We start from the raw sequence: 22,937 nt of genomic DNA, 5'->3' as shown, positions 1-22,937 counted from the left end.
AATCGCGGCCTAAGCCCCACATTTCTAAGGAATCCAAATGACTATCATCACTAACGCATCCGGCCTGCAATACGACGACATCAAGGTTGGCGATGGCGCGGAAGCAAAAGCTGGCCAGAACGTCACCGTCCATTACACCGGCTGGCTGCGCAACGACGACGGCAGCAAAGGCCCGAAATTCGATTCGTCCAAGGACCGCAATGATCCGTTCGAATTCGCCCTGGGTGCCGGCATGGTGATCCGCGGCTGGGATGAAGGCGTGCAAGGCATGAAGGTAGGCGGCACCCGCCAGCTGATCATCCCTGCTGAACTGGGCTATGGCTCGCGCGGCGCCGGCGGCGTGATTCCACCCAACGCCACCCTGATCTTCGACGTGGAACTGCTGGGCGTATAAGCCAGCCCTGCGACGGGAGGCCTAGCGCTGCCACTTGCGCTGCACGGCCTCCTGCTCCGCTTTTGCATCGAGCGGTTGGCCGGCAATACGCTGGTCGATCGCATCCAACACCTGCGTCGGCATGTCCGCCGCCGCCTGCCGGTATTCCCCCTGCTGGGCCTTGCCCTGGCTTTGCACCGCCAGCTGCACCTTCCATGCACCGCCCTGCTTGCAGGCCAGGCCCGACATATCCTGGGCCGTGGTGAAGCTGCGGCAGTAGCTGTTGTCCTGCGCCAGGAAGCTGGTGCCAATGCGCACCGGGCCGCCGCTGCCGGCCAGTTGCTGGTCCAGCGCCGTTGCCAGGCGGCCTTGCGCCACCAGCACGCCATCGCGGCTGGCCACCGTTTCGCCGCGGTCGATCGGCAGCATGCCGACGCCGTAATGGCCGGCCATCACGCCCACCATCAACATCGCCGCCAGCGCGCCCCACTCCGGCCATGACCAGCGCCGGCCACGAGTGGCCTTGCGGGCAGCCTGCTGCTCGGCCTCGCGCCGGGCGCGCACGGAATCGAGGCTGACCACCGTGGCCTGGCGCAGCGGCTGCGCCAGCCTTGGCGGCACCGCTTCCTCCGCCACCGGGGCAAAGGCGGCAAAGACGTCATTGCGCATGGCCTTGTGCTGGGCGACGCGGCGCGCCAGCGCGGCATCCTTGTGCATGGCTTCTTCCACTGCGCGGCGGGTGACTTCATCCAGCTCGCCGTCGGCATAGGCCATCAGGATTTCGTCGGAAAAACTCTTCATACTGTCCTCGCTTGTTCCGATAACATTTCTTGCAACGCGGTGCGGGCACGCGCCAGGCGGCTGGTCAGGGTGCCGACCGGAATATCCAGCACCTCGGCCGCCTCTTTATAAGGCAGCCCCTCCACCAGCACCAGGCCGACCACCAGCCGGTGCTCTTCGCTCAGCAGGCTGACGGCTTTTTGCACCGCCATGCGCTGCTGGTGCGCTTCGGCATAATCGTCGCCTACGTGCTCGCCTTCCTCCTCCGGCGCAAACAGTTCGCTGCGGCGGGTACGGGAACGCACTTCGTCGATCCAGGCATTTTTAATAATGCGGAACAACCAGCTATCCAGGCGGGTTCCCGGCTGGTAAGAGCTGCTGTGCAGGATGGCGCGCTCCACGGAGAGCTGGACCAGGTCGTCGGCATCCTCGCGGTGCCAGGCCAGGGTACGGGCGAAACGCCGCAGTCGCGGCAACAGTGTGGCGATTTCCTCGTGCAGGGCGCTATCGTTGTCCATCATATGAAGATAACGAACGGGATCGGGATTTTCTTCCCTCTCTCCGTCGTTAATACAGAATAGATACCGGTAGCTTATATTATCATCCGACCATGCCAACCTTGCGCCCGACTTATTCCCTGTTGCGTTCCTGCCGCTGCCTGCTGCTGGCCCTTGGCCTGCTGGCCGGCGCGGGGCCGGCGGCGGCGCAAATCGGCCTGCCTGGCTTGCCCCAGTTGCCCGGCGGCCTGCCATCCCGTCTTGGCGACAACGGCTTGCGCGACCGGCTGCGCGAAAAATTGCTGGACACGGCCGAACTGCCAGGCAAGGTGTCGCTGGACCAGCTCCGTGCGCTGAACATGCGCCAATTGCTGCAGCGGCATCCGGCGCAGCTTGAGCCGGATCCCGCCGGATTTCCTATTGTGCGCAAGGAAATCCTGGCCTGGTCGCCATCGGAGGCCGGACTTGCGGCAGCCGTCGCGGCCGGGCTGACGCTGACCGGCCGGCAGGAAATGCCGGAGGTCGGCCAGGTGCTGGTGACCTTGCGGGTGCCCGATGGCGTTGCCACGGCGGACGCGCTGGCCAGGCTGCGCGCCGCCGATCCTGATAGCAGCTACGATTTCAACCATGTGTATACAGGCGCCGGTGCGAACGATGCGCCAGATGCCGATCCGGCAGCGGCGCGAGACAATGCGGGCAGCTTGCCGCGTACCGCGCCAGCCCGCGCGGTTGGCGGCGATGTGCGCGTTGGCCTGGTGGACAGCGGCATCGATGGCAGCCACGAGGTTTTCGAGAACGCCCGCATCGTGCGCTGGGGCTGCGACGGAGCGGCCCGTCCTGCGCCCCATGGCACGGCGGTAGGCGCCCTGATGATCGGCAAGTCCGAGCGCTTCACCGGCGCGGCGCCGGGCGCGAAACTCTATGCAGCAGATATATATTGCGACCAGCCGACCGGCGGCTCCGCCAGCCAGATCGTACAGGCACTGGCCTGGCTGGCAAGGGAACAAGTCGGCGTCATTAATATCAGCCTGGTCGGCCCACCCAACCAGATGCTGGGCCGTGTGGTGCAGGCGATGGTGGCGCGCGGCCATTTGCTGGTGGCTGCGGTCGGTAACGACGGGCCTGCTGCACCTCCTTTATATCCGGCCAGCTACCCCGGCGTGGTCGGCGTGACGGGCATCGATCCGAAGCGCCGCCCGCTGCCGGAAGCTGCGCGCGGCCCGCAAGTGATGTTCGCCGCGCCAGGCAGCCAGATGGCCGCAGCTGCCATCGGCACGCCGCCGTATAAGCTTGTGCGCGGGACGAGTTTCGCCTCGCCCCTGGTGGCGGCGCTACTGGCGCCGCGCTTGCACTCGCCCTCCCCGGCGCAGGCCGCCGAAGCGCTTTCCGCCCTCGCCGCCGATGCCAGCGCAGCCGGCGACGGCACCGGCCGCGGCGTGGTTGCCGAAAACCTGCGCGTTCCCCCTTCAGCCTTCCGCTGAAAAGAATTTGAATTTTTTTTCCGGATGGATGGAAGAAATCCATTTCCCGGTTCGTTCTCTGTATGTACGCGGCGGATTTCCCGCAGCCAGACCAAGGAGAACTGATATGAAGACCAACATCGCAACCATCATCCGCGCTGCCTTTATCGCTGCTGCCAGCGCCGCATCCATCGCCCAGGCTGGCCCGCTCGGCGGCGCACTGGGGGGGAATATCGGCGGCGGTATCGGCGGTGCTTTTGGCGGCGGCATGGGCGCCATGCGCGGCGGAATGACCGGCGATATCGCCGGCAGCACCATGCGCGGCAATCGCGCCGGCGCGGATATCGCCGGCAATGCGGCAGGCAATGTCACCGCTACCGCTTCCCGCGTCGCAGCTGCGGATTCGGCGGCTAACAATGCCACCCAGCGCGGCCTGGACGCCAGCAGTGCGGCCAACGGCGCCGCCAACCTGACCGGCAACCTGTCGCGCAATGCTGGCGCGGCAGGCGGTAACGCAGACGGTGCAGCAAATGGCGCCGCTAATGGAGCGGCGAACGGCATCGCCGGCAGCCTGGCCGGTGGTGCCGGCGGCGCATCTGCGCTCGGCGGCCAGTTGACGCGCGGTGCTGGTACTGCCAGCGGCAGCGCCGACGGCGCGGCTAGCGGCGCGGCCAGTGGCGGCGCGAATGGTGCGGAAGGCGGCCTGGCTGGCGCAGCGGCAGGCGCATCCGCCCTCGGCGGCAAGGTGGCGCACCGTGCAGGTTCCGCAAACGGTGCAGTGGACGGCGCCGCATCGGGCACCGCAAACGGCACGGCAAACAAAGCATCCAGCAGCACCTCGAACGGCAACGCCAGCGGCAACGCAGGCGGCGCAGCAAACGGCGCGGCGAATGGTGCGGCGAATGGCCTGGCGGGTAGCCTGGCAGGCGGCGCAGCGGGCGCACATTCCCTGGGCGCTCAGGTCGCGCGTAATGCAGGTGCGGCCAGCGGCAACGCCGACGGCGCGGCAAGCGGTATCGCGAACGGCGCTTCCAACAGCACTGCCAATAACACCCCAAGCGGAACTTCGAACGGCGGCAAGTCCGGTTCGGCATCCGGCAGCGGCAACGGCGCGTCCGGCCTGGGCGCCAGCCTGGCGCGCGGCACAAGCATCGTGAGCGGCAGCGCAGACGGCGCATCCAACGGCAGCGCAAATGCGAATGCAAGCCGTTCCGGCGCCAGCGGTTCGGCGAACGGCAGCACCAACGGCGCGGCCAGCGGCAAGGCAGCGACGCCTTCCCGCCATGCCAACGCCGCGGCAAACGGCTCGGCCAACGGTTCCGCCAGCGCCAGCAAAAGCGCCCGCAGCGGTAGCCAAACCGCAGCGCAGCAATCGCCGAAAAGCGCTTCCGCAAACGGCGGTGTGAACGCCGGTTTCAGCGCCCAGGCAGGCAGGAACGCCGCCGTTGAAGGCTCCGCGCAATGACGCACCAGGCTGGGGCGGCGCGGCGGAAAAGCTTAAACTAGCTGAGGTTTTCGCCATAAACCGCCCCAGATTTCGTGGCGAGCCAGTCACTATATGGGCTTCTTCAAAAAACGGTACACACTTTTTTCAATTAATGTGCTAATCTGCGCGCTCCATTAACCAAGGAGGTAGTAATGAAAAAAGGCGAACTGATTGCAGAATTTGCGAAGCGTACCGAAATGTCCGGCGCAGCCGCTAACGACGCAATTAACACCCTGATCGCGATCGTTACCGAGCGTCTGAAAAAGGGCGACACCGTTGGCATCACCGGTTTCGGCACCTTCTCCGTCGCCAAGCGCGCTGCCCGTAAAGGCCGCAACCCGGCAACCGGCGAAGCGATCAAGATCGCTGCATCCAAGACCCCTAAGTTCTCGGCTGGCGCAACCCTGAAAGCCGCTGTGAACCCAACCAAGAAGAAGTAATTCTTCAGGCTTACCGCCAGAACGGCGGTTCAAGGCTGGCCCAAGCGGCTTGTCTTGAACCGCCGTTTTTATATGGTGCGCCGCACACGGCGCCCACGCCAGGAAAATTCATGCGCCTGATATTTGCCCTCGCCGCGGCACTGCTGCCGCTTTGCGCCCACGCCTTCAATCCGTCCGGCCTGTATTTCGAACACGACGCATGGGAACTGGCCTGCGACAACACCGGCGCCTGCCGTGCTGCCGGCTACGGCGGGAATCTCCAGAAAGACCAGGCAGCATCCATCCTGCTGACCAGGCAAGCCGGCCCTGGCCAGCAAGTCAGCGGACAAGTCATGCTGGGCCATTATGACGAAAGGGAAGCGATCGCGCACATGCCGGCAAAGTTCAAGCTTGAACTGTGGATCAACGACACGGCGACAGGTTCGCTGGAATTTGCCCGGGAAACGTTTGTGGCCGAGCTTTCACAGGCTCAGATCGCGGCGCTGCTGGCCGCATTGCCCCAGCATGCCACCGTTGAACTGAAGCGGGGAGACGAGCTATGGGGAGAGATATCCGACGCTGGCGCCACCGCAGTCCTGCTGAAGATGGACGAATACCAGGGACGGGTTGGCACGCCCGGCGCGGTGGTTCGCAAGGGTTCGCGGCCCGAATCAAGCGTCCCGCCGGCTGTCGCCAAGCCGAAGTTCCTGCCCGCGCCAACCGCCATGACGCAGCAGGCGGACTCCCGCTTCGTGGATCGCCATCGCAAGAACCTGGTGGCTGCCCTGCGCACCAGCGTGAAGCCGGACGATTGCGAAGAACTTTTTGACGACGAGATGTTGTACTCGCTGAAAGCGGTCAGGCTGACTTCCAATCAGATGCTGGTATCCATGCGCTGCTGGATAGCGGCCTATAACGCAGGAGCTGGCTACTGGGTCGTCAACGACAAGCCGCCGTTCCGGCCAGTCCTGGTGACCACGACCGGCAGCGACTACGCCTCCGGCAAGATCAGCGAGATGCACAAGGGACGTGGCCTCGGTGACTGCTGGACCTATAAAACCCTGCGCTGGAACGGCAAGCAATTTCAGCTCACCGCAGCATCCACGACCGGCATGTGCCAGGCGATCGCACCTGACGGAACCTGGCACCTGCCAACCGTGGTGACCCAGGAGTAGGAGAATTTGGAGCCTCCCCTCTAAGGCAGCGCAGGCTTTCTTTTGTATGATGGCGCTTCATAACTCCACTAAACCAAAGGTAGACACCATGAGCCTGCAAGAACAGTTTGACCAAGCGATGGCCGATTCCAAGAACCTGCCGGAACGCCCAGACAATATGACCCTGCTGAAGATCTACGCCCTGTTCAAGCAAGGCTCGGCAGGCGACGCCACCGGCGAGCGCCCTGGCATGACCGACTTCGTCAACCGCGCCAAGTTCGACGCATGGGCGGCACTGGCAGGCACCAGCCAGGACGACGCCAAGCAGCAGTACATCGACCTGATCGAAAGCTTGAAGTAATCCTCCCGCCTTGACGCCGCGCTTGTCAAAACCAGCGCGGCGCTGCACACTCCAGTATTTGCAAAATAATTAACAGTCAAATGCTGGACAACCACTCCAGGATCGCCGCGATTGCCCACATCGTCCTCGGCTTCCTTTCCTTGTTACTGGTGGCCTGCCTGGCCGTCTTCTTCCACGCCTTGGCGGAGATCGTACGCAATGCCCCGGGTGTCGTTGAATTCATCACGGGTGCGGGCACCATCATTCTTGGCCTGCTGGTTGCGCTTTGCCTGCTGCAAATCGGCTCAGCCATCGCTTACCTGAAGGGTTCGCGCGCCGCGCGCACGCCCCTGATCATCTTCAGCATTGTCGCCCTGTTCAACGTTCCAGTCGGCACCGTGACAGGCGGCTATTCCCTGTGGGCGCTGCTGCGCAAATGATGCGCGGCCAAGTTACTCCCGCCTCAGTGCCAGCGGGCAGCCAGGCCAGCCTGCGCCTGCCGGGCGCGTACTTCCATGACTGCTACCAGATCGTCTCGCCGGACGCCAACGTCTCCGCGCTGGAGCTGTACTTGCACGTTGTGGAGCAGACTCCAGCTTGGGTAAACCGGCTCATGGCCTTGCGCAACTGGCTGGCCGGCCTGGCCGGGCTGAAAAACCTGGGCCACCTAGGCGCGCTGCGCGCGGCCAAACCGGTAAGCGAATATCGTATCGGCGATCGCGTCGGCATCTTCTCCCTGCTTTACCTGTCGCAGGATGAAGTGCTGCTGGGCGACTCGGACAAGCACCTGAACGTGGTGCTATCCGTCTGCAAAGCGCCGCAAGGTGCGGTCAGCGTGACCACTGTCGTCCATGTGCACAATTGGCTGGGGCGCTTGTACATGTTGCCGGTCACGCCTCTGCACAAGATAATTGTCAGGACAATGCTGAAGAGGACAGCCTTGGCGACGTTCGCGCATCGCTGTCGGTAGCACACGCCGCCAATGTGCAAGCAGGCGCGCGAGCTCGCCACCTCTTCCACCTGCATGCTAGAGTTGCGCTTTCTATAAGCCAATCCCGACGCATGACACTTCTTTTCCGCCGCGCGACAACTGCCGATATTCCCGCCATGAGTGCGATCAGGCTGGCCGTGCGCGAAAACGCACTTTCCAATCCGGCTCGCGTTACGCAACAGATGTATGAAGATTACCTGGATCGCCTTGGCCAGGGCTGGGTGTGCGAACGCGAAGGAGCAGTAATCGGCTTTTCTTACGCTGCGCGCGAAGACAACTCGATCTGGGCACTATTCGTTGAGCCGGCATTTGAAGGATTGGGCGCGGGCAAGCGCTTGCTGCAACTGGCGACGCAATGGCTGTTTGCCAGCGGCGCCCAATCCATCAAACTCTCCACTGCGGCCGACACGCGCGCCGATCGCTTCTATCTGGCCCAAGGCTGGCAGCGCGGTGAGATCAGCAATGGCGTCGATGTGCACTACCGGCTCGAGCGAGCGACGACGATTCGCCTTGCCGAACCGCGCGACCTTGATTCAATGTGGAGCATTTTCCAGCCGCTGCTGGCAGGCGGCGACGCATTCCCGTTTGGCCAGGGATTTGAGAAATCCACCTTCCAGTTGCACTGGTTCGGCAGCCACCCGGCCTATGTTGCCTGCGCGGGAGACGTCATTCTCGGCATGTACAAAATGGGCGCCAACTATCCCGACCACGGAGCCCACGTCGCCAGCGCCACCTACGCCGTCGCCGCACCGGCGCATGGGAATGGCATCGGCCGCGCGCTGGTCGAACACAGCCTGGCACAGGCGCGTCGCGAAGGCTTCCTCGCCATGCAGTTCAATTACGTCGTCAGTACCAACGCCGCGGCGTTGGCGCTGTATCGCAAGCTTGGCTTCAACATCGCCGGCATCTTGCCGCAAGCTTTCCGTCATCGCGAACTTGGACTGGTCGACGCCTACGTTTTACATCGATTCCTTGAAGAAGAATGAAGAAGTTAATGTTCCTGCTGCTTTGCTTGATGCTGCCTTCAGCGTGGGCCGAATCAAACACTTCGGCGCTGGTCAAGGAGATAAATGCAAGCAAGGACTGGGCAGGCGATCTCGCAAGATGCCCTGCCGACCTGATGCCTGCAACCAGCCAGCCAGACTACAACCACGGCGTCAAAGCGCAATGCGAGACCGCGTCCAGCCAGCCGGCATGCATGGCTGCTTGCAAGGCCGGCAAAGGCGAATATTGTTATTGGTTAGGGGTTGCGCTGCAAGCATCGGAGCAGGATGATCGCGCGTCGGACATTCTGTTCCAGCGATCCTGCAAATTAGGCGTGGCATCCCCACCAACCGTGCAGCCACCTTGATGCCGGAACGTCCAGCGAAGGTGGACGCGCAAAGCTGCCCTGCGCGCACGTTCGAGCGAACTTGTGCGGCAAACGACCCATGGGGCTGTTCGATGTACGGGTTTATCCTTGGCGGGGACAAGAGCAATCCGCGCAACAGGCAGAAAGCCCTCGAAGCGCTCAAGAAATCGTGCAAGTTTGGCGAGGAAGATCCAGCCTGCCGAGCCGCCCTAGCGATGAGAAAGGACCTGGAACGATGAAGAAGCAAGCGCCTGCTGCACATCGAGCAGCGCATGGCAGGCAGCGGCAAGCATGAGCCAGGCAGGCAGGAACTGGAGCGTGCTGCGGTGGCGATGAGCGAGACGGTGGGCCAACCCACCAGGGCCGCTTAGGCCGGAGCGAATACCGCGCGCATCTTCTCGGCCACCTTGCCTTCGATGGCGCTCTTGAAGGCACCCATCAGGAAGCCGAGCTTGATATTCATATGGGCTGCGCTGTCGGCCAGGGTCAGCGTGCCCTCCACGCCGCTGCGGCCGAACTTCAGGGTATCGCCGTGCCATTGGCAGGCCAGGTCGAATTCCTTGGCGATACGTTGTGCGACTTGTTCTGCTGCTGCGCGCGCTTGCGCAGGTTCCAGGCTGTGGGCCTGGGTGATGTTGATATCGGCCATACTCTGCTAATCAAAAAGCACAAAAGGCGCTATTTTAACGCACGCACCTTTGTGCTGGATCAAAGGGCGATGCCACAGACAGGGTAACCATGGTCATTCAACCGCCCTTGGGAGAGTGATCATGGATGAGAATATGTGCATGACTTTGCCTGTCAGCTTTGTGCCGACACCATCCGCCCTGTACCGCGCACACCGTAAGTCGGCGCAACTGCTACAGCAGCCCAGCCTGCCACGCCTGAAAGATACCGCGTTGCCAACGCGTCCCGCCGCCGCACCGCCCGCTGGCGCCCGCGTGCTGATCTGGAAGCAGGACCCTTCCGTCAGCGAACTCGGCACCCGCAAGATTTTCCTGCCCGGCGTGATCCTGGAAGGTCCGCGCGACGCCCGCATCACGTACGGCCAGCCCGGCATTGCCCCGGTCAGCCCGAATGCTTTCGGCGACTTCATCATGGCGCCGGACACCGACCAGTTCGATGCCGTGCATGCCTTTGCCGTGGTGCGCTCGACCCTGACCATGTACCAGCGCGTGCTATCGCGTGCCGACACAAGCGCGCCCCTGCCCTGGGCTTGGAACAGCGGCAGCAACACCGATCCGCTGCAGGTGTTCCCGCATGGGCTGCCGAATGTAATGAACGCCTATTACAGCCGCAGCGACCGCGCGCTGAAATTCGGCGACTTCGTGCCGACCGGCGCCGCCGGGCGCGTGTTCACCTGCCGCTCCTTCGATATCGTCTCGCACGAGACCGGCCACGCCGTGCTGGACGGGCTGAAACCACAATGGATACTGAACAGCGCGCCGCCGCAAACCGGCGGCCTGCATGAATCCTTCGGCGACCTGACGGCGATCTTCCTGGCGCTGTCCCAGCTCGACCAGGTGGAAGCGGTGATCGCGCAAACCAAGGCTGACCTGCACGACAAGACCTTCCTGGCCGATATGGCGGAACAGTTCGGCCTCGCACTCGGCCGTCCGAACGGCCTGCGCAATGCCGACAACGACCTCAAGCTGTCCGAAACCGGCAATGAAGTGCACGCGATCTCCCAGGTGTTCACCGGCGCCATCTATGACATCCTGGCCGACATCTTCTCGTTCGAACGCGCCCCGGGCCTGCGCGACGATGCAGCCTGCCTGCACGGCGTGGCAGGCTACCTGTGCAGCCTGGTGCTGCGCGCCCTGGTCGCAGCACCCGACGCCAACGCCAAGTATGCCGACGTGGTCAACCAGATGCTGCGCATTGCGCAGGAAGACGGCAAGCCTGTCGACTACGCCAACTTCATCCGCAACCGCTTCGCCCTGCGCGAGGTGGTGGTCTCGCCCGTGCCGCTGACCGAGGACCAGCCGCAAAACCTGGAACTGCCGGCCATGGTGGAAGACGCCCCCGACGCGCGCCAGGACCGCCGCGCCTGCTGCGGTACCATGAACCATGCCGAATACTTCGACCTGGAAGGCGTGCTCGATGCCGAGCGCCAGGCTTTAGCGGCCTGGTGCAAAAATTACAGTACCCGCCATGGAGAATTGACCGTCGAAAAATGAAGATCACCGCGACCGGTGGAGGCGGCTTCGCCGGCCTCAGCCAGCACTTCGAAGTTGACACGGATGCAAGTCCAGTCGGTTCGGCGCTGGAGGCGGCCCTCGCCTCCAGTGGTTTTTTCGCGTCCGCAGAAAATTTTTCGCCCCCGCTTGGCGCCGATCTGGGGCACTGGACTATCACAGCCGACGATGGCCGTCGACGACATAGCTTAAGCTTTGTCGAGACTGGCGCGCCGCCCTGGCAAAATCTGCTCGATTTGATCCGTTCCGCTGCCTGAAAGCAAGACTGTTAGAGTCACGCCACGAATTTGCTTATTTAGATTGTATCTAAGCCCGAATTGTGAGAAATAGCGGATTGCCTTAAAATACAGTGCTTTGCTGAGCTTTTTCCAGCGCTCCAACATAGATAGGACTGTTATGACCCACGTTGTCACCGAATCCTGCATCGCCTGCCGCTATACCGATTGCGTCGATGTTTGCCCGGTAGATTGCTTCCGCGAAGGCCCGAACTTCCTGGCCATTGACCCAGACGAGTGCATCGACTGCGCCGTGTGCGTGGCCGAATGCCCGGTCAACGCCATCTTCGCTGAGGAAGACGTGCCGTCCGACCAGCAGCAATACATCAAGATCAATGCTGACTTGTCGCGCAACTGGCCTTCGATCACCAAGACCAAGCCTGCCCTGCCGGAAGCCGAGCAGTTCAAGGACGTCAAGGAAAAGGCCCACTTGCTGAAGCGCTAAACGCTTCCAGCAGCCTGTTATTCACCGTGCAACACCGCGCCTGACGCGGTGTTCGCTTATTCAGATGGAATGAGAATCATTATGAATGTCGTCAGCACCCCACCAGGCGGTCTCCACGAGACCGATGCAGTCATCATCGGCGCCGGCCCGGTCGGCCTGTTCCAGGTCTTCGAACTCGGCCTGCTGGAGATCAAAGCCCACGTGATTGACTCGCTGAGCGCCGTTGGCGGCCAGTGCGTGGAACTGTATCCGGACAAGCCGATCTACGACATTCCAGCCATTCCATCCTGCACCGGCCAGGAACTGACTGACGGCCTGCTGAAGCAGATCGAGCCGTTCGGCGCGACCTACCACCTGGGCCAGGAAGTGACTGTCGTGCAAAAGCGCGAAGACGGCCGCTTCGACGTCGAGACCTCGCTGGGCACCAAGTTCATCACCAAGACCATCTTCATCGCTGCCGGCGTGGGTTCGTTCCAGCCGCGCACCATGAAGGTGGACGGCATCGACGCCTTCGAAGGCTCGCAGCTGTTCTACCGCGTGAAAAACCCGGCCATGTTCGAAGGCAAGAACCTGGTCATCTGCGGCGGCGGCGACTCCGCGCTGGACTGGGCGTTGAACTTCGTCGGCAAGGCCGAGTCCGTAGTGCTGCTGCACCGCCGTGAAGACTTCCGCGCTGCCCCGGCTTCCGTGGCGAAGATGAAGCAGCTGTGCGAAGAGTACGAGATGCAGCTGATCATCGGCCAGGTGTCGGGCATCGAAACCAAGGATGACAAGCTGTCTGAACTGCGCGTAACCGGCGCCGACGGCGTGACCCGCCGTGTGCCGCTGGACATGCTGCTGGTATTCTACGGCCTGTCGCCAAAGCTGGGCCCGATCGCCGAGTGGGGCCTGGATATCGAGCGCAAGCAGCTGAAAGTGGTGTCGACCGAGAAGTTCGAAACCAATGTGCCGGGCATCTTCGCCGTGGGCGACATCAACACCTACCCAGGCAAGAAAAAGCTGATCCTGTCGGGCTTCCACGAAGCCGCGCTGGCCGCTTTCGGCGCTGCACCATATATCTTCCCGGACAAGAAGATCCACATGCAGTACACCACCACGTCGCCAAAACTGCACAAGGTGCTGGGCGTGGAAACTCCGGTGTTCGACTGATCCGACCGGTTCTTCGGACGCATCCTACAAAAAAGCAGCGGAAACGCTGCTTTTTTTATTTCCCGCCTCGTATTATGTTGGAATCATGTTGTGTTAGCCGTTGTTTACGTACTTTCTGAGGGGTACTGCGGAATGCTGTAGGTCATGTATAAATGGCCTATAATTGGACCATCTTTGCGCATTGCCACAATTTTCGGCGGGACATACTATGCTTTACCAATTGCACGAAATGCAACGCTCGCTCCTGCATCCACTGATGCAGTGGGCTGAAGCCTCGTCCAAGCTGTTCACCAATCCTGTCTCGCCGTTTGCGCACACACCGTTCTCACAGCGTATCGCAGCGGGCTACGAATTGATGTACCGCCTGGGCAAGGAATACGAGAAGCCGGAGTTCGGCATCAAGCAGGCTGTGGTCAATGGCAAGCAAGTCCACATCGATGAACGCGTCGTGGAAAACAAGCCCTTCTGCAAATTGCTCCACTTCCGCAAGGACTTGAGCGAGAAGGAGTTCAAGGCCCTCAAGCAGCCGACCGTGCTGCTGGTGGCGCCGCTGTCCGGCCACCACGCGACGCTGCTGCGCGATACCGTGCAGGCGCTGCTGTCCGAACACGACGTATACATCACCGACTGGATCGACGCGCGCCTGGTGCCGCTGTCGGAAGGCCCGTTCCACCTGAACGACTATGTGAAATATGTGCAGGAATTCATCCGCCTGCTCGGCCCTGACCTGCATGTCATTTCCGTCTGCCAGCCTACCGTGCCCGTCATGGCGGCCATCTCCCTGATGGCGACGGCCAAGGATCCAAAGCTGCCGAAGACCATGACCATGATGGGCGGCCCGATCGATCCGCGCAAGTCGCCGACCCAGGTCAACAACCTGGCAGTGGAAAAGAAGTTCTCGTGGTTCGAAAACACCGTGATCTATGCTGTGCCGCCGAACTATCCGGGCTTTGGCCGCAAGGTCTATCCCGGTTTCCTGCAGCACGCGGGCTTTATCGCCATGAACCCGGGCCGCCATGCGCAGTCGCATCGAGAGTTCTACATGCACCTGGTGCGCGGCGACGACGAACCGGCGGAAAGCCACCGCAAGTTCTACGACGAATACAATGCAGTGCTGGACATGCCGGCCGAGTACTACCTCGACACGATCAAGACCGTATTCCAGGAATTCCGCCTGCCGCAAGGGACCTGGGAAGTCGATGGCGTGTTCGTGCGTCCGCAGGACATCAAGAACGTAGCGCTGATGACGGTCGAAGGCGAACTGGATGATATTTCCGGCGCCGGCCAGACGCAGGCGGCGCACGACCTGTGCTCCGGCATTCCAGCCAATATGCAGGAAGACTTCGTAGTGCCGGGCGCCGGCCACTACGGCATCTTCTCCGGCCGCCGCTGGCGCGAGATGGTCTGCCCGCGGATCGCGGCGTTCATCAAGAAACACGGCTAAGGGCCTGCCCTTCAGCCGGCCGGGCCTGCGTGCCCGGCTTTTATTACCGTATACATTATACTTTTTTATATAATATGAAGATTGATCCCGTTGCTTTGCAGGCCGCTGCCGGTCGCGCGTCCGGATTGTTGAAGTCCCTGTCCAACCAGGACCGCCTGCTGCTGCTTTGCCAGCTGGTGCAAGGCGAGCATTCAGTCGGGGAGCTGGAAGCGGCAACCGGGATCTCGCAGCCGACCTTGTCGCAGCAATTGACCGTATTGCGCAACGGCGAGCTGGTTGCCACGCGGCGCGAAGGCAAGCAGATTTTCTACAGCATCGCCAGCGCGGAAGCGATGGCCGTGCTGCAGGTGCTGTACAAACTTTACTGTCCCAAGGAGTGATGCAAATGAGTGCTTACTACGCGCCGCTGGCAGGCGGCATCTTGATCGGGCTGGCGACAGCGATGCTGTTGCTGGTCAACGGCCGGATTGCCGGCATCAGCGGAATCGTGGGAGGCTTGCTGTCGCGCGCCTTCCCTGGCCAGGCCACGGAAGGCGATGCGGCCTGGCGTTTCGCTTTCCTCGGCGGCCTGGTGGCCGCACCGCTAGTGTATGGCGCCTTCGCCGCATTGCCATCCGTGCAGGTCGATGCGGGCACGCTCACATTGGCCGCCGCCGGCTTGCTGGTCGGTGTGGGGACGCGTTATGGCTCCGGCTGCACCAGCGGCCACGGCGTGTGCGGACTATCGCGGCTGTCGCCCCGTTCGCTGGTTGCCACGCTGTGCTTCATGGCAGCCGGCTTTGCGACAGTTGCCGTCGTAAGGAGCTTCGCATGAACGCGCTGGCTTCCATGCTGGCCGGCCTTCTGTTCGGGATTGGCCTGATCGTTTCAGGCATGACCAACCCGGCCAAAATCATCGGCTTCCTCGACCTGTTCGGGAAATGGGACCCATCGCTGGCCTTCGTGATGGGCGGCGCCCTGCTGGTTGGCACCATCGCGTTTCGCTTCGCCAGCAAGCGCCAGCGCGCACTGCTTGGCAACCCGATGAACATTCCCACCAAACGCGACATCGACCGCCGCCTGGTGCTGGGCAATCTTGGCTTCGGCATCGGCTGGGGACTGGCCGGCTACTGTCCTGGTCCGGCAGTCGCATCGCTGGCGACAGGCGGCAGCAAGCCATGGATTTTTTTCATTGCGATGCTTGGCGGGATGGCGCTATTCGAAATTGTCGAAAGGCGAGCAGGAAGGCCAAGCTAACAAGCTTTGAGGCAGGTCAATTGGCTGTCGGGCGGTCGGTGTCGAGGCGGCGCAGGTAGTCGCGTTCGAATTTGCGGTCACGATGCCGATGCTCTCCTCGCGCAGCTCACGGAGCGTGGAGACGTTGACCGGTAAGAAGCGGCATGTTCCACACAAGTTTATACGAAGCAACTTCCGCAAAGCCCGCGCAGATATTGGATAATAGCGCTTTAACGTTCCGCTTTTCGCCGTGACTGATCCGAAAACCCTGGCCGACCGCATCGAGGACGTGCTGCCGCAAACCCAGTGCACGAAGTGCAGCTACAAGGGCTGCCGACCGTATGCAGAAGCGATTGCGTCCGGTGAAGCGAACATCAACCAATGCCCGCCTGGCGGCGCCGAAGGCATCCGCCGCTTATCCAGCGTGACCGGGCGCCCCGTCATTCCGCTGAATCCCGTCAATGGTTTCGAGCGCCCGCGCGCGGTGGCCTTCATCGACGAATCGCTATGCATTGGCTGCACGCTGTGCATCCAGGCCTGCCCGGTCGACGCCATCATGGGCGCGGCCAAGCAGATGCATACCATCATCCCGGAACAGTGCACCGGCTGCGACCTGTGCGTGCCGGCCTGCCCGGTCGACTGCATCGTGATGTACCCGGTGACCGAAACCACCGGCTGGGATGCCTGGACCCAACCGCAGGCCGACGAGGCGCGCGATCGCCACGACTTCCGCCTGGCGCGCCTGATCCGCGAGCGCGAAGAAAACGATGCGCGCCTTGCCGCCAAGGCCCACGCGAAAGCCGCTGCCGTGGAACGCCTGACGCCGGAAAATGAAGCCGAGCTGGCGGAAAAGGAACGCAAGCGCCAGATCATCGCCGCCGCCATGGAGCGCGCCCGCCAGCGCGCCGAAGCCGACAAGAATAAATGAACAACGCCAAACGCCAACAGATCTTTGAACGCCTGCGCGAGGCGAATCCCAATCCCGAAACCGAACTGGAATACACGACGCCGTTCGAGCTGCTGATCGCCGTGCTGCTATCAGCGCAGGCGACCGATGTAGGCGTGAACAAGGCCACGCGCAAGCTCTATCCGGTGGCGAACACACCGCAGGCGATCCTGGACCTGGGCCTCGACGAACTCACCGAATACATCCGCACCATTGGCCTGTACAAGACCAAGGCGAAGAACGTGATTGCGACCTGCCAGATCCTGGTGGACCAATACGGCGGCGAAGTACCGCAGACACGCGAAGAACTGGAGCAATTACCGGGCGTAGGCCGCAAGACCGCCAACGTGGTGCTGAATACCGCCTTCCGGCAGGTAGCAATGGCGGTCGACACGCATATCTTCCGCGTCTCCAACCGCACCGGCATCGCGCCGGGCAAGAACGTCGACATCGTCGAGCAGAAGCTGATGAAGTTCGTGCCGAAAGAATTCCTGATGGATGCGCACCACTGGCTGATCCTGCACGGCCGCTACACCTGTGTCGCGCGCAAGCCCAAGTGCTGGAACTGCATCATCGCCGACCTATGCGAATTCAAGGGCAAGACGCCCGCCCCCGCCAACGCCTGAAAACCGGAACTTCGGTGTCCGACCCGCAGGGTCAGACACCTGGCCAGCGGCCGCCGCGGGTTAGTGTCAGACCCCGCGGGTCTGACACTGATTTACCGGTTTAGAGTAAAACCATATTGTCGCGGTGGATCAGCTCATGTCCTTCGACATAGCCGAGGATGGCTTCGATCTCGGCGGAGGGCTTGCGCTTGATGCGGCGGGTTTCAGCACTGGTGTAATTGCTGATGCCGCGCGCGATGGCGTGACCGTCCTCGCCGATGCAGGTGACGACCGCGCCTCGGCCGAATTCACCGTGTACTTCTGTCACGCCAATCGGCAGCAGGGATTTACCCTCTTTCACCAGCTTTTGTACGGCACCGGCATCCAGCACAACCTGGCCTGCGGTGTGCAGGTGGTCTGCCATCCACTGCTTGCGCGCCGTCAGGTGGCCGGTCTGCGCGGACAATTCGGTGCCGATATTCTCGCCTGCAGCCAGGCGGGTCAGCACATCTGCTTCGCGGCCAAAGGCGATCACGGTATGGGCGCCGGACTTGGCCGCACGCTTGGCGGCCAGGATTTTGGTCAGCATGCCGCCGCGTCCCAGCGCGGAGCCGGCGCCGCCCGCCATCGCTTCCAGCGCAGGGTCGCCGGCGCGGCCATGTGTGATGAGGTAGGCCGCCGGGTCCTTACGCGGGTCGGCGCTGAACAGGCCGCGCTGGTCGGTCAGGATGATCAGCGCGTCGGCTTCGATCAGGTTTGCCACCAGCGCGCCGAGCGTGTCGTTGTCGCCGAACTTGATTTCATCGGTGACGACGGTGTCGTTCTCGTTGATGATCGGGACCACGCCCAGGCGCAGCAAGGTGGTCAGCGTGGAGCGCGCGTTCAGGTAGCGTTCGCGGTCGGCCAGGTCGGCGTGGGTCAGCAGCACCTGGGCAGTGCCGATGCTGTGCTCGCGGAAGCTGGTTTCATAAATCTGCGCGAGGCCCATCTGGCCCACGGCGGCGCATGCCTGCAGTTCGTGTATGTCCGTCGGTCGCTTTTCGAAGCCCAGGCGCAGCATGCCTTCTGCTACGGCGCCGGAGCTGACCAGCACGACTTCCTTGCCCAGCGCACGCAGGGCGGAAATCTGTGAGGCCCAGCGGGCGATAGCGGCATGATCGAGCCCGCGGCCGTCATTGGTGACGAGCGAGGAGCCCACTTTGATGATGATGCGGGTGGAGTTCTGGATAAGCGAATTCATAGGACGGCAAAAGTCTGATCAAACAAAAGGTACGCGAAACTTCTGGTGATGCGCCGGGCGGGGTGATGCCGGCTTGCCGCAGACAATGCTCGCCCCCGCGGTTGGCAGGGGCGGCAAAGATAAGAGGTTGTCTCGATTTTAATCGAGAACTTTGAAACGTGGGTCGTCCGGGTCGATGGAGGAGATACCGCGGGCTTCTTCGGTCATCTGCACTTCTTCCGAGCGCTGCTCGGAATAGCGCTGCTGCTCCAGGTGCAGGTAGATGGCGTTGACCAGTTCCTGCGTGCCTTCGTGCGACAGTGCGGAGATCTCAAATACCGGACCCTTGAAGCCGAACTTCTTGACGAAGTCCTTGACGCGCTTGGCGCGTTCTTCTTCCGGAATCACGTCCAGCTTGTTCAGCACCAGCCAGCGCGGCTTGTCGCCCAGCGCAGGATCGTACTTTTGCAGTTCCTTGACCAGGGCCTTGGCTTCCTTGACCGGATCGACAGTCGCCTCGAACGGCGCCAGGTCGACGATGTGCAGCAGCAGGCCGGTGCGCGACAGGTGGCGCAGGAACTGGTGGCCCAGGCCCGCACCTTCGGCGGCACCTTCGATCAGGCCAGGAATGTCCGCGATCACGAACGATTTTTCGTGCGACACACGCACCACGCCCAGGTTCGGGTGCAGGGTGGTGAACGGGTAGTCCGCAATCTTCGGACGGGCATTCGATACCGCGGTGATGAAGGTCGACTTGCCGGCATTCGGCATGCCCAGCAGGCCAACGTCGGCCAGCACTTTCAGCTCCAGGCGCAGCTCGCGGCGTTCGCCTTCCTTGCCGTCGGTTTTCTGGCGCGGTGCGCGGTTGGTCGAGGTCTTGAAGTGGATATTGCCCCAGCCGCCCTCGCCGCCCTTGGCCAGCAGTTCCATCTGGCCATGTTCGGTCATGTCGGCGATGATTTCGCCGGTGACTTCGTCGATGATCAGGGTGCCGACCGGCATGCGCAGGAAGATGTCGTCTGCGCCCTTGCCGTAGCAGTCGGAGCCACGGCCGGATTCGCCGTTGCCGGCGCGGTGCATCTTGGAATAGCGATAGTCCACCAGCGTATTGACGTTACGGTCGGCTACCGCCCAGATGCTGCCGCCTTTGCCGCCGTCGCCGCCATCAGGGCCGCCGAATGGACGGAATTTTTCACGGCAAAAAGAGGCGCAGCCATTGCCGCCGCTGCCGGCGATAACTTCGATGCGTGCTTCGTCAATAAACTTCATAAGACCACCTTGAAAACTAAAAAGGCCCTACCACTGGCAGAGCCTTTTGGAGAGAAGGCTTTCGCCTTACTGTACCTGTATTTGCTGGTTTAAGCAGCAGCTACGACGGTAACGTACTTCTTGCTGTCCGGACCCTTGGTCACGAACTTCACAACGCCGTCCACCAGTGCGAACAGGGTGTGGTCCTTGCCGGTACCGACGTTTTCGCCAGCGGACACTGGGGTGCCGCGTTGACGGATGATGATGCCACCAGCATTGATGGACTGGCCGCCGTACACTTTAACGCCCAGGCGTTTTGATTCAGAGTCGCGACCGTTGCGGGTAGTACCGCCGCCTTTTTTGTGTGCCATTTAGTTACTCCTTGATAGCTCGGTAAATTCGGGCAAGCAGCAATTAGCCGTTGATCGAAACGATTTGGATTTCGGTGAAGTTCTGGCGGTGGCCTTGACGCTTCTGGTAGTGCTTACGACGACGCATCTTGAAGATGCGTACCTTGTCGTGACGACCTTGGGCAACTACTTTCACCAGAACCGATGCACCTGCAACCAGAGGAGCACCAAACTTGATGCTGTCGCCCGCGCCAACGGCGAGAACCTGGTCGATAGTGATTTCGGAACCAATGTCAGCCGGCAACTGTTCTACTTTAATTTTTTCGCCAGCAGCAACTTTGTATTGTTTGCCGCCGGTTTTTATGACCGCGTACATGATTGGAAACCTCTTGAATTGTTAATAAGTCCCGCTTGCTCGACGCCCAAAAACAACAGACGAAAGCCGGGGAACCGCTGATTATACATAGTTTCGGGAAACTGGTCAAAAGGTATTGTCGACGGGCGGCCGTCGTGGTATGTCGGCAACGAGTAACGTATAATCGCGGCACTCTTACCAACCTTACCAGTAGGTTTGCCTTGTCGAACAACGCCCAGAACACCATCATGAGCACCATTGCCGCCGATATGGACGCGGTCAATACGGTGATCCGCCAGCGCCTTCACTCGGAAGTGGCACTGGTCAACCAGATCGCTGAATATATCATCAGCGCGGGCGGCAAGCGTATCCGACCAGTCCTGGTCCTGCTGGTAGCGAATGCATACAACTACAAGGGCGCCGGCCATCACGAGCTGGCCGCAGTGGTGGAGTTCATCCACACCGCAACCCTGCTGCACGATGATGTTGTTGACGAATCGTCAATGCGTCGCGGCCGCCAGACTGCCAACGCACTGTTCGGCAATGCCGCTTCCGTGCTGGTGGGCGACTTCCTGTATTCGCGCGCCTTCCAGATGATGGTGTCGCTGGATTCCATGCGCGTGATGCAGATCCTGTCCGATGCGACCAATGTGATCGCCGAGGGCGAAGTGCTGCAGTTGCTGAACATGCACGACCCGGACGTGACCGAAGAAAGCTACCTGCAGGTGATCCGTTCCAAGACCGCCAAGCTGTTCGAGGCGGCGGCGGAACTGGGCGCACTGGTGGCGGGCGCTTCCGACGCCGACATCGCCGCAGCAGGCGAATACGGCCGCTCGCTGGGCACCGCCTTCCAGTTGATCGACGACGTGCTGGATTACGCAGGCGACGCAAGCGAGATCGGCAAGAACGTGGGCGACGACCTGCGCGAAGGCAAACCTACCCTGCCGCTGATCTGGCTGATGGAAAACGGCAGCGAAGAACAGCGCGCCCTGGTCCGTTCCTGCATCGAAAACGGCGACGAGCAGCACTTCGATACCATCCTGGCCGCGATCACTAATAGCGGCGCACTGGACTACACCCGTCGCGCCGCCGAAGTGGCAGCGCAGCGCGCCATCGACGCGATTGCAGGCATGCCGGACGGCACCTACAAACAAGCCTTGCTGCAACTGGCCCGCTTCTCGGTGGACCGCAGCCACTAAAGAACAAGGCGCCAATCGGCGCCTTTTTTCTTACTGCGCCTTGACCGCGGCTATGCGCCGCTTGGCGAAGTATGCCTTCCACGCATGCGGTGCGACCGCTGGGTAGCGCAGCTTGCCCAGCGCCAGCCATGCATCGCGGTAGGCCAGCCAGCTGCGCTGCTTCTCGGCCGGGATCTTCATCTGGCTCATTTCACGCTCGGCTGCCGCGGCATCTTCTGCCATGAAGGATGGCAGCTTGCCGGCCTCGAAATCCAGCAAGGAGTTGAGGATTTCCTCAATTTGCGCAGGGTCTGTCCCGTGACGCCGCACCTGCTGCAAAGCGGATTTCTCGGCATCGTTCCAGCGTGCCGAAATGGTGTCGATGCGTGCGTTGCGGTCCTGGTCGGCCAGGTCCAGCCGGATCGCGGCACAGCGCGACAGCAGATGGCTTTTTGCCGCGTCATCGCACATGTCGATCTTCGGCGATGGGCCTTCCTTGCCGGTCTGCATGCGCGCCAAACGCGCCAGGCGCGCTTCGATCTCGGTGGCATCGGCGCGGCAGGCCGCCATCTTCGCCACCGCATAATTGCGCGGCACGCCCAGGCCGTTCGCGTACAGCATCATCAGGACATCCTGGCTATCCGCCGCAAAGGCGCAGTGCCGCGCCTTCACATAATCGAAATGCACGCCGATGCCGTAATACAGCTTGTCAGCATTGCAGTCCTTCAATGCCGCGGCCTGCTCCGCCGTCGGACGATGCGGAAATGGGTAGGTGGCCAGCTTGTGGATCTCGCATTCCGAAGTGTCGGCATGCGCGCTGGCGGCCAGCGCCAGCAAAGCGGTAACGAAGGCTTTGCGCACTTAAAGGATCTCTTTGACCGTTTCCGGCGGACGGCACAGGCGCACGCCCTTGTCGGTCACCACGAAGGGACGGTTGATCAGTTCCGGGTGCGCCATCATGGCGTCAACCAGCTCATCCTCCGGCAGCGATTCGTCTGCCAGGCCAAGCTGGTCGTACAGCTCACCCTTGTTGCGCATGGCGCCGCGCGCCGTCAGGCCGGCTCGCGCAATCAGGTCTATCAGGACTTCGCGCGATGGCGGCGCCTTCAGGTATTCAACGATTTCCGGCTCAATGCCCGCTTCGCGGATCAGCGCCAGCGCGCCGCGCGAATTGCTGCACGAATTGTTGTGATAAATGGTGATTCCCATGATGCAAATGAAGTTAATTCAAAGCCGCACTATATCACCGGCAAGGGAGTTGATAAATCCACAAAATTATGTGTAGAATTAGCTCACACCAGTCGGGGTGTAGCTTAGCCCGGTAGAGCGCTACGTTCGGGACGTAGAGGCCGGAGGTTCGAATCCTCTCACCCCGACCAAAGATACTTTTAAACCCAAACGGTTTCCCATCTCACACTGATCAGTTATTGATAACGATATGGAGTAAATCTGTTGTCCC

At 61.7% G+C, this 22,937-nt stretch carries 30 protein-coding genes and 1 tRNA gene; 22 read left to right on the top strand and 9 right to left on the bottom strand.

The features are described from left to right. Nucleotides 1-37 precede the first annotated feature (37 nt). Nucleotides 38-394 (top strand): FKBP-type peptidyl-prolyl cis-trans isomerase, encoded by a 357-nt coding sequence (locus ACN9MY_RS08700; protein WP_057261771.1) that lies wholly within the window; start codon nucleotides 38-40, stop codon nucleotides 392-394. Between the two features lie 21 nt (nucleotides 395-415). Here ACN9MY_RS08700 and ACN9MY_RS08695 read toward each other — a convergent pair whose 3' ends face one another. Then, nucleotides 416-1,174 carry an anti-sigma factor family protein gene (locus ACN9MY_RS08695; RefSeq protein ID WP_426169715.1) on the bottom strand — a complete coding sequence of 253 codons (759 nt, stop codon included), beginning with the start codon at nucleotides 1,172-1,174 and terminating at the stop codon, nucleotides 416-418. Continuing rightward, nucleotides 1,171-1,674 carry an RNA polymerase sigma factor gene (locus ACN9MY_RS08690; protein ID WP_130315233.1) on the bottom strand — a complete coding sequence of 168 codons (504 nt, stop codon included), beginning with the start codon at nucleotides 1,672-1,674 and terminating at the stop codon, nucleotides 1,171-1,173. Before ACN9MY_RS08690 ends, ACN9MY_RS08695 begins: the two co-directional genes overlap by 4 nt. A gap of 89 nt (nucleotides 1,675-1,763) precedes the next feature. On the opposite strand from ACN9MY_RS08690, the gene ACN9MY_RS08685 reads away from it, so the two are divergent. The 9 genes from ACN9MY_RS08685 (at nucleotide 1,764) to ACN9MY_RS08645 (ending at nucleotide 8,851) form a co-directional block, all read left to right on the top strand. After that, nucleotides 1,764-3,131 carry a S8 family serine peptidase gene (locus tag ACN9MY_RS08685; RefSeq protein WP_426321725.1) on the top strand — a complete coding sequence of 456 codons (1,368 nt, stop codon included), beginning with the start codon at nucleotides 1,764-1,766 and terminating at the stop codon, nucleotides 3,129-3,131. A 106-nt stretch (nucleotides 3,132-3,237) separates the two neighbouring features. Beyond that, nucleotides 3,238-4,575, top strand: coding sequence for a hypothetical protein (locus tag ACN9MY_RS08680; protein WP_426337142.1), 1,338 nt, complete (start codon nucleotides 3,238-3,240; stop codon nucleotides 4,573-4,575). Nucleotides 4,576-4,748: 173 nt separating this feature from the next. Next, nucleotides 4,749-5,036, top strand: coding sequence for an HU family DNA-binding protein (locus tag ACN9MY_RS08675; RefSeq protein ID WP_057261775.1), 288 nt, complete (start codon nucleotides 4,749-4,751; stop codon nucleotides 5,034-5,036). Nucleotides 5,037-5,146: 110 nt separating this feature from the next. Further along, nucleotides 5,147-6,190, top strand: coding sequence for a DUF1176 domain-containing protein (locus tag ACN9MY_RS08670; RefSeq protein ID WP_426337141.1), 1,044 nt, complete (start codon nucleotides 5,147-5,149; stop codon nucleotides 6,188-6,190). An 88-nt stretch (nucleotides 6,191-6,278) separates the two neighbouring features. Next, on the top strand, nucleotides 6,279-6,530 hold the full coding sequence (locus ACN9MY_RS08665; RefSeq protein WP_028100729.1) for an acyl-CoA-binding protein: 252 nt from the start codon (nucleotides 6,279-6,281) through the stop codon (nucleotides 6,528-6,530). Nucleotides 6,531-6,610: 80 nt separating this feature from the next. Beyond that, complete coding sequence (locus tag ACN9MY_RS08660; RefSeq protein WP_426169701.1) at nucleotides 6,611-6,949, top strand: hypothetical protein; 339 nt, start codon at nucleotides 6,611-6,613, stop codon at nucleotides 6,947-6,949. After that, nucleotides 6,946-7,479 (top strand): DUF2867 domain-containing protein, encoded by a 534-nt coding sequence (locus ACN9MY_RS08655; protein WP_426337140.1) that lies wholly within the window; start codon nucleotides 6,946-6,948, stop codon nucleotides 7,477-7,479. The genes ACN9MY_RS08660 and ACN9MY_RS08655 overlap by 4 nt, the downstream gene beginning before the upstream one ends. A gap of 137 nt (nucleotides 7,480-7,616) precedes the next feature. Then, nucleotides 7,617-8,486, top strand: coding sequence for a GNAT family N-acetyltransferase (locus ACN9MY_RS08650; protein ID WP_426337139.1), 870 nt, complete (start codon nucleotides 7,617-7,619; stop codon nucleotides 8,484-8,486). Then, nucleotides 8,483-8,851, top strand: a complete 369-nt coding sequence (locus tag ACN9MY_RS08645; RefSeq protein ID WP_426321716.1) for a hypothetical protein — start codon at nucleotides 8,483-8,485, stop codon at nucleotides 8,849-8,851. Before ACN9MY_RS08650 ends, ACN9MY_RS08645 begins: the two co-directional genes overlap by 4 nt. Before the next feature lie 367 nt (nucleotides 8,852-9,218). Here the strand turns inward: ACN9MY_RS08645 and ACN9MY_RS08640 are convergent, their stop codons facing one another. Beyond that, nucleotides 9,219-9,500 (bottom strand): polyhydroxyalkanoic acid system family protein, encoded by a 282-nt coding sequence (locus ACN9MY_RS08640; RefSeq protein ID WP_426169690.1) that lies wholly within the window; start codon nucleotides 9,498-9,500, stop codon nucleotides 9,219-9,221. A 121-nt stretch (nucleotides 9,501-9,621) separates the two neighbouring features. Between ACN9MY_RS08640 and ACN9MY_RS08635 the strand changes: the two genes are divergently transcribed. From ACN9MY_RS08635 to nth, 10 genes are all read left to right on the top strand, one after another. Then, on the top strand, nucleotides 9,622-11,031 hold the full coding sequence (locus ACN9MY_RS08635; protein ID WP_426321714.1) for a hypothetical protein: 1,410 nt from the start codon (nucleotides 9,622-9,624) through the stop codon (nucleotides 11,029-11,031). Continuing rightward, a complete protein-coding gene (locus tag ACN9MY_RS08630) occupies nucleotides 11,028-11,306 on the top strand; it encodes a protealysin inhibitor emfourin (RefSeq protein ID WP_426169685.1) in 279 nt (92 codons plus the stop codon). The genes ACN9MY_RS08635 and ACN9MY_RS08630 overlap by 4 nt, the downstream gene beginning before the upstream one ends. A 139-nt stretch (nucleotides 11,307-11,445) precedes the next feature. Then, nucleotides 11,446-11,769, top strand: coding sequence for a ferredoxin FdxA (fdxA, locus tag ACN9MY_RS08625; RefSeq protein ID WP_028100735.1), 324 nt, complete (start codon nucleotides 11,446-11,448; stop codon nucleotides 11,767-11,769). An 81-nt stretch (nucleotides 11,770-11,850) separates the two neighbouring features. Continuing rightward, nucleotides 11,851-12,918 carry an NAD(P)/FAD-dependent oxidoreductase gene (locus ACN9MY_RS08620; protein ID WP_426169682.1) on the top strand — a complete coding sequence of 356 codons (1,068 nt, stop codon included), beginning with the start codon at nucleotides 11,851-11,853 and terminating at the stop codon, nucleotides 12,916-12,918. 208 nt (nucleotides 12,919-13,126) lie between these two features. Beyond that, entirely contained in the window at nucleotides 13,127-14,362 is a 1,236-nt protein-coding gene (locus tag ACN9MY_RS08615) for a polyhydroxyalkanoate depolymerase (RefSeq protein WP_426169680.1), read from the top strand. A 74-nt stretch (nucleotides 14,363-14,436) separates the two neighbouring features. Continuing rightward, the gene (locus ACN9MY_RS08610; RefSeq protein WP_426169677.1) at nucleotides 14,437-14,742 is read left to right on the top strand and encodes a metalloregulator ArsR/SmtB family transcription factor; all 306 of its coding nucleotides are present in this window, start codon (nucleotides 14,437-14,439) and stop codon (nucleotides 14,740-14,742) included. A 5-nt stretch (nucleotides 14,743-14,747) separates the two neighbouring features. Continuing rightward, nucleotides 14,748-15,176 carry a YeeE/YedE family protein gene (locus tag ACN9MY_RS08605; RefSeq protein ID WP_426169675.1) on the top strand — a complete coding sequence of 143 codons (429 nt, stop codon included), beginning with the start codon at nucleotides 14,748-14,750 and terminating at the stop codon, nucleotides 15,174-15,176. Then, entirely contained in the window at nucleotides 15,173-15,598 is a 426-nt protein-coding gene (locus ACN9MY_RS08600; protein WP_426169672.1) for a YeeE/YedE family protein, read from the top strand. The genes ACN9MY_RS08605 and ACN9MY_RS08600 overlap by 4 nt, the downstream gene beginning before the upstream one ends. A gap of 229 nt (nucleotides 15,599-15,827) precedes the next feature. Continuing rightward, nucleotides 15,828-16,505, top strand: coding sequence for an electron transport complex subunit RsxB (gene rsxB, locus ACN9MY_RS08595; protein ID WP_426169669.1), 678 nt, complete (start codon nucleotides 15,828-15,830; stop codon nucleotides 16,503-16,505). Further along, the gene (gene nth, locus ACN9MY_RS08590; RefSeq protein WP_426169667.1) at nucleotides 16,502-17,149 is read left to right on the top strand and encodes an endonuclease III; all 648 of its coding nucleotides are present in this window, start codon (nucleotides 16,502-16,504) and stop codon (nucleotides 17,147-17,149) included. Before rsxB ends, nth begins: the two co-directional genes overlap by 4 nt. A 100-nt stretch (nucleotides 17,150-17,249) precedes the next feature. Here the strand turns inward: nth and proB are convergent, their stop codons facing one another. The 4 genes from proB to rplU form a co-directional block, all read right to left on the bottom strand. Continuing rightward, nucleotides 17,250-18,368 (bottom strand): glutamate 5-kinase, encoded by a 1,119-nt coding sequence (gene proB / locus ACN9MY_RS08585; protein ID WP_426321705.1) that lies wholly within the window; start codon nucleotides 18,366-18,368, stop codon nucleotides 17,250-17,252. A gap of 138 nt (nucleotides 18,369-18,506) precedes the next feature. After that, nucleotides 18,507-19,616, bottom strand: coding sequence for a GTPase ObgE (obgE, locus tag ACN9MY_RS08580; RefSeq protein ID WP_426169663.1), 1,110 nt, complete (start codon nucleotides 19,614-19,616; stop codon nucleotides 18,507-18,509). 89 nt (nucleotides 19,617-19,705) lie between these two features. Next, on the bottom strand, nucleotides 19,706-19,966 hold the full coding sequence (gene rpmA / locus ACN9MY_RS08575; protein WP_155456463.1) for a 50S ribosomal protein L27: 261 nt from the start codon (nucleotides 19,964-19,966) through the stop codon (nucleotides 19,706-19,708). A 43-nt stretch (nucleotides 19,967-20,009) separates the two neighbouring features. Further along, nucleotides 20,010-20,321 (bottom strand): 50S ribosomal protein L21, encoded by a 312-nt coding sequence (rplU, locus tag ACN9MY_RS08570; protein WP_055933037.1) that lies wholly within the window; start codon nucleotides 20,319-20,321, stop codon nucleotides 20,010-20,012. A 227-nt stretch (nucleotides 20,322-20,548) separates the two neighbouring features. On the opposite strand from rplU, the gene ispB reads away from it, so the two are divergent. Next, nucleotides 20,549-21,499 (top strand): octaprenyl diphosphate synthase, encoded by a 951-nt coding sequence (ispB, locus tag ACN9MY_RS08565; RefSeq protein WP_426323712.1) that lies wholly within the window; start codon nucleotides 20,549-20,551, stop codon nucleotides 21,497-21,499. 30 nt (nucleotides 21,500-21,529) lie between these two features. Here the strand turns inward: ispB and ACN9MY_RS08560 are convergent, their stop codons facing one another. After that, nucleotides 21,530-22,339, bottom strand: a complete 810-nt coding sequence (locus ACN9MY_RS08560) for a hypothetical protein (RefSeq protein WP_426321702.1) — start codon at nucleotides 22,337-22,339, stop codon at nucleotides 21,530-21,532. After that, nucleotides 22,340-22,687 (bottom strand): arsenate reductase (glutaredoxin), encoded by a 348-nt coding sequence (gene arsC, locus ACN9MY_RS08555; protein WP_426169656.1) that lies wholly within the window; start codon nucleotides 22,685-22,687, stop codon nucleotides 22,340-22,342. It abuts the gene before it with no gap. 93 nt (nucleotides 22,688-22,780) lie between these two features. Between arsC and ACN9MY_RS08550 the strand changes: the two genes are divergently transcribed. After that, nucleotides 22,781-22,857, top strand: a tRNA-Pro gene (locus ACN9MY_RS08550). Nucleotides 22,858-22,937 lie beyond the last annotated feature (80 nt).

The sequence above is a fragment of the Pseudoduganella sp. R-31 genome, assembly GCF_049913235.1.
Taxonomy (GTDB): domain Bacteria; phylum Pseudomonadota; class Gammaproteobacteria; order Burkholderiales; family Burkholderiaceae_D; genus Rugamonas.
The sequence above is the reverse complement of the archived record's forward strand: the minus strand, read 5'-3'. Positions and strand labels throughout refer to the sequence as shown.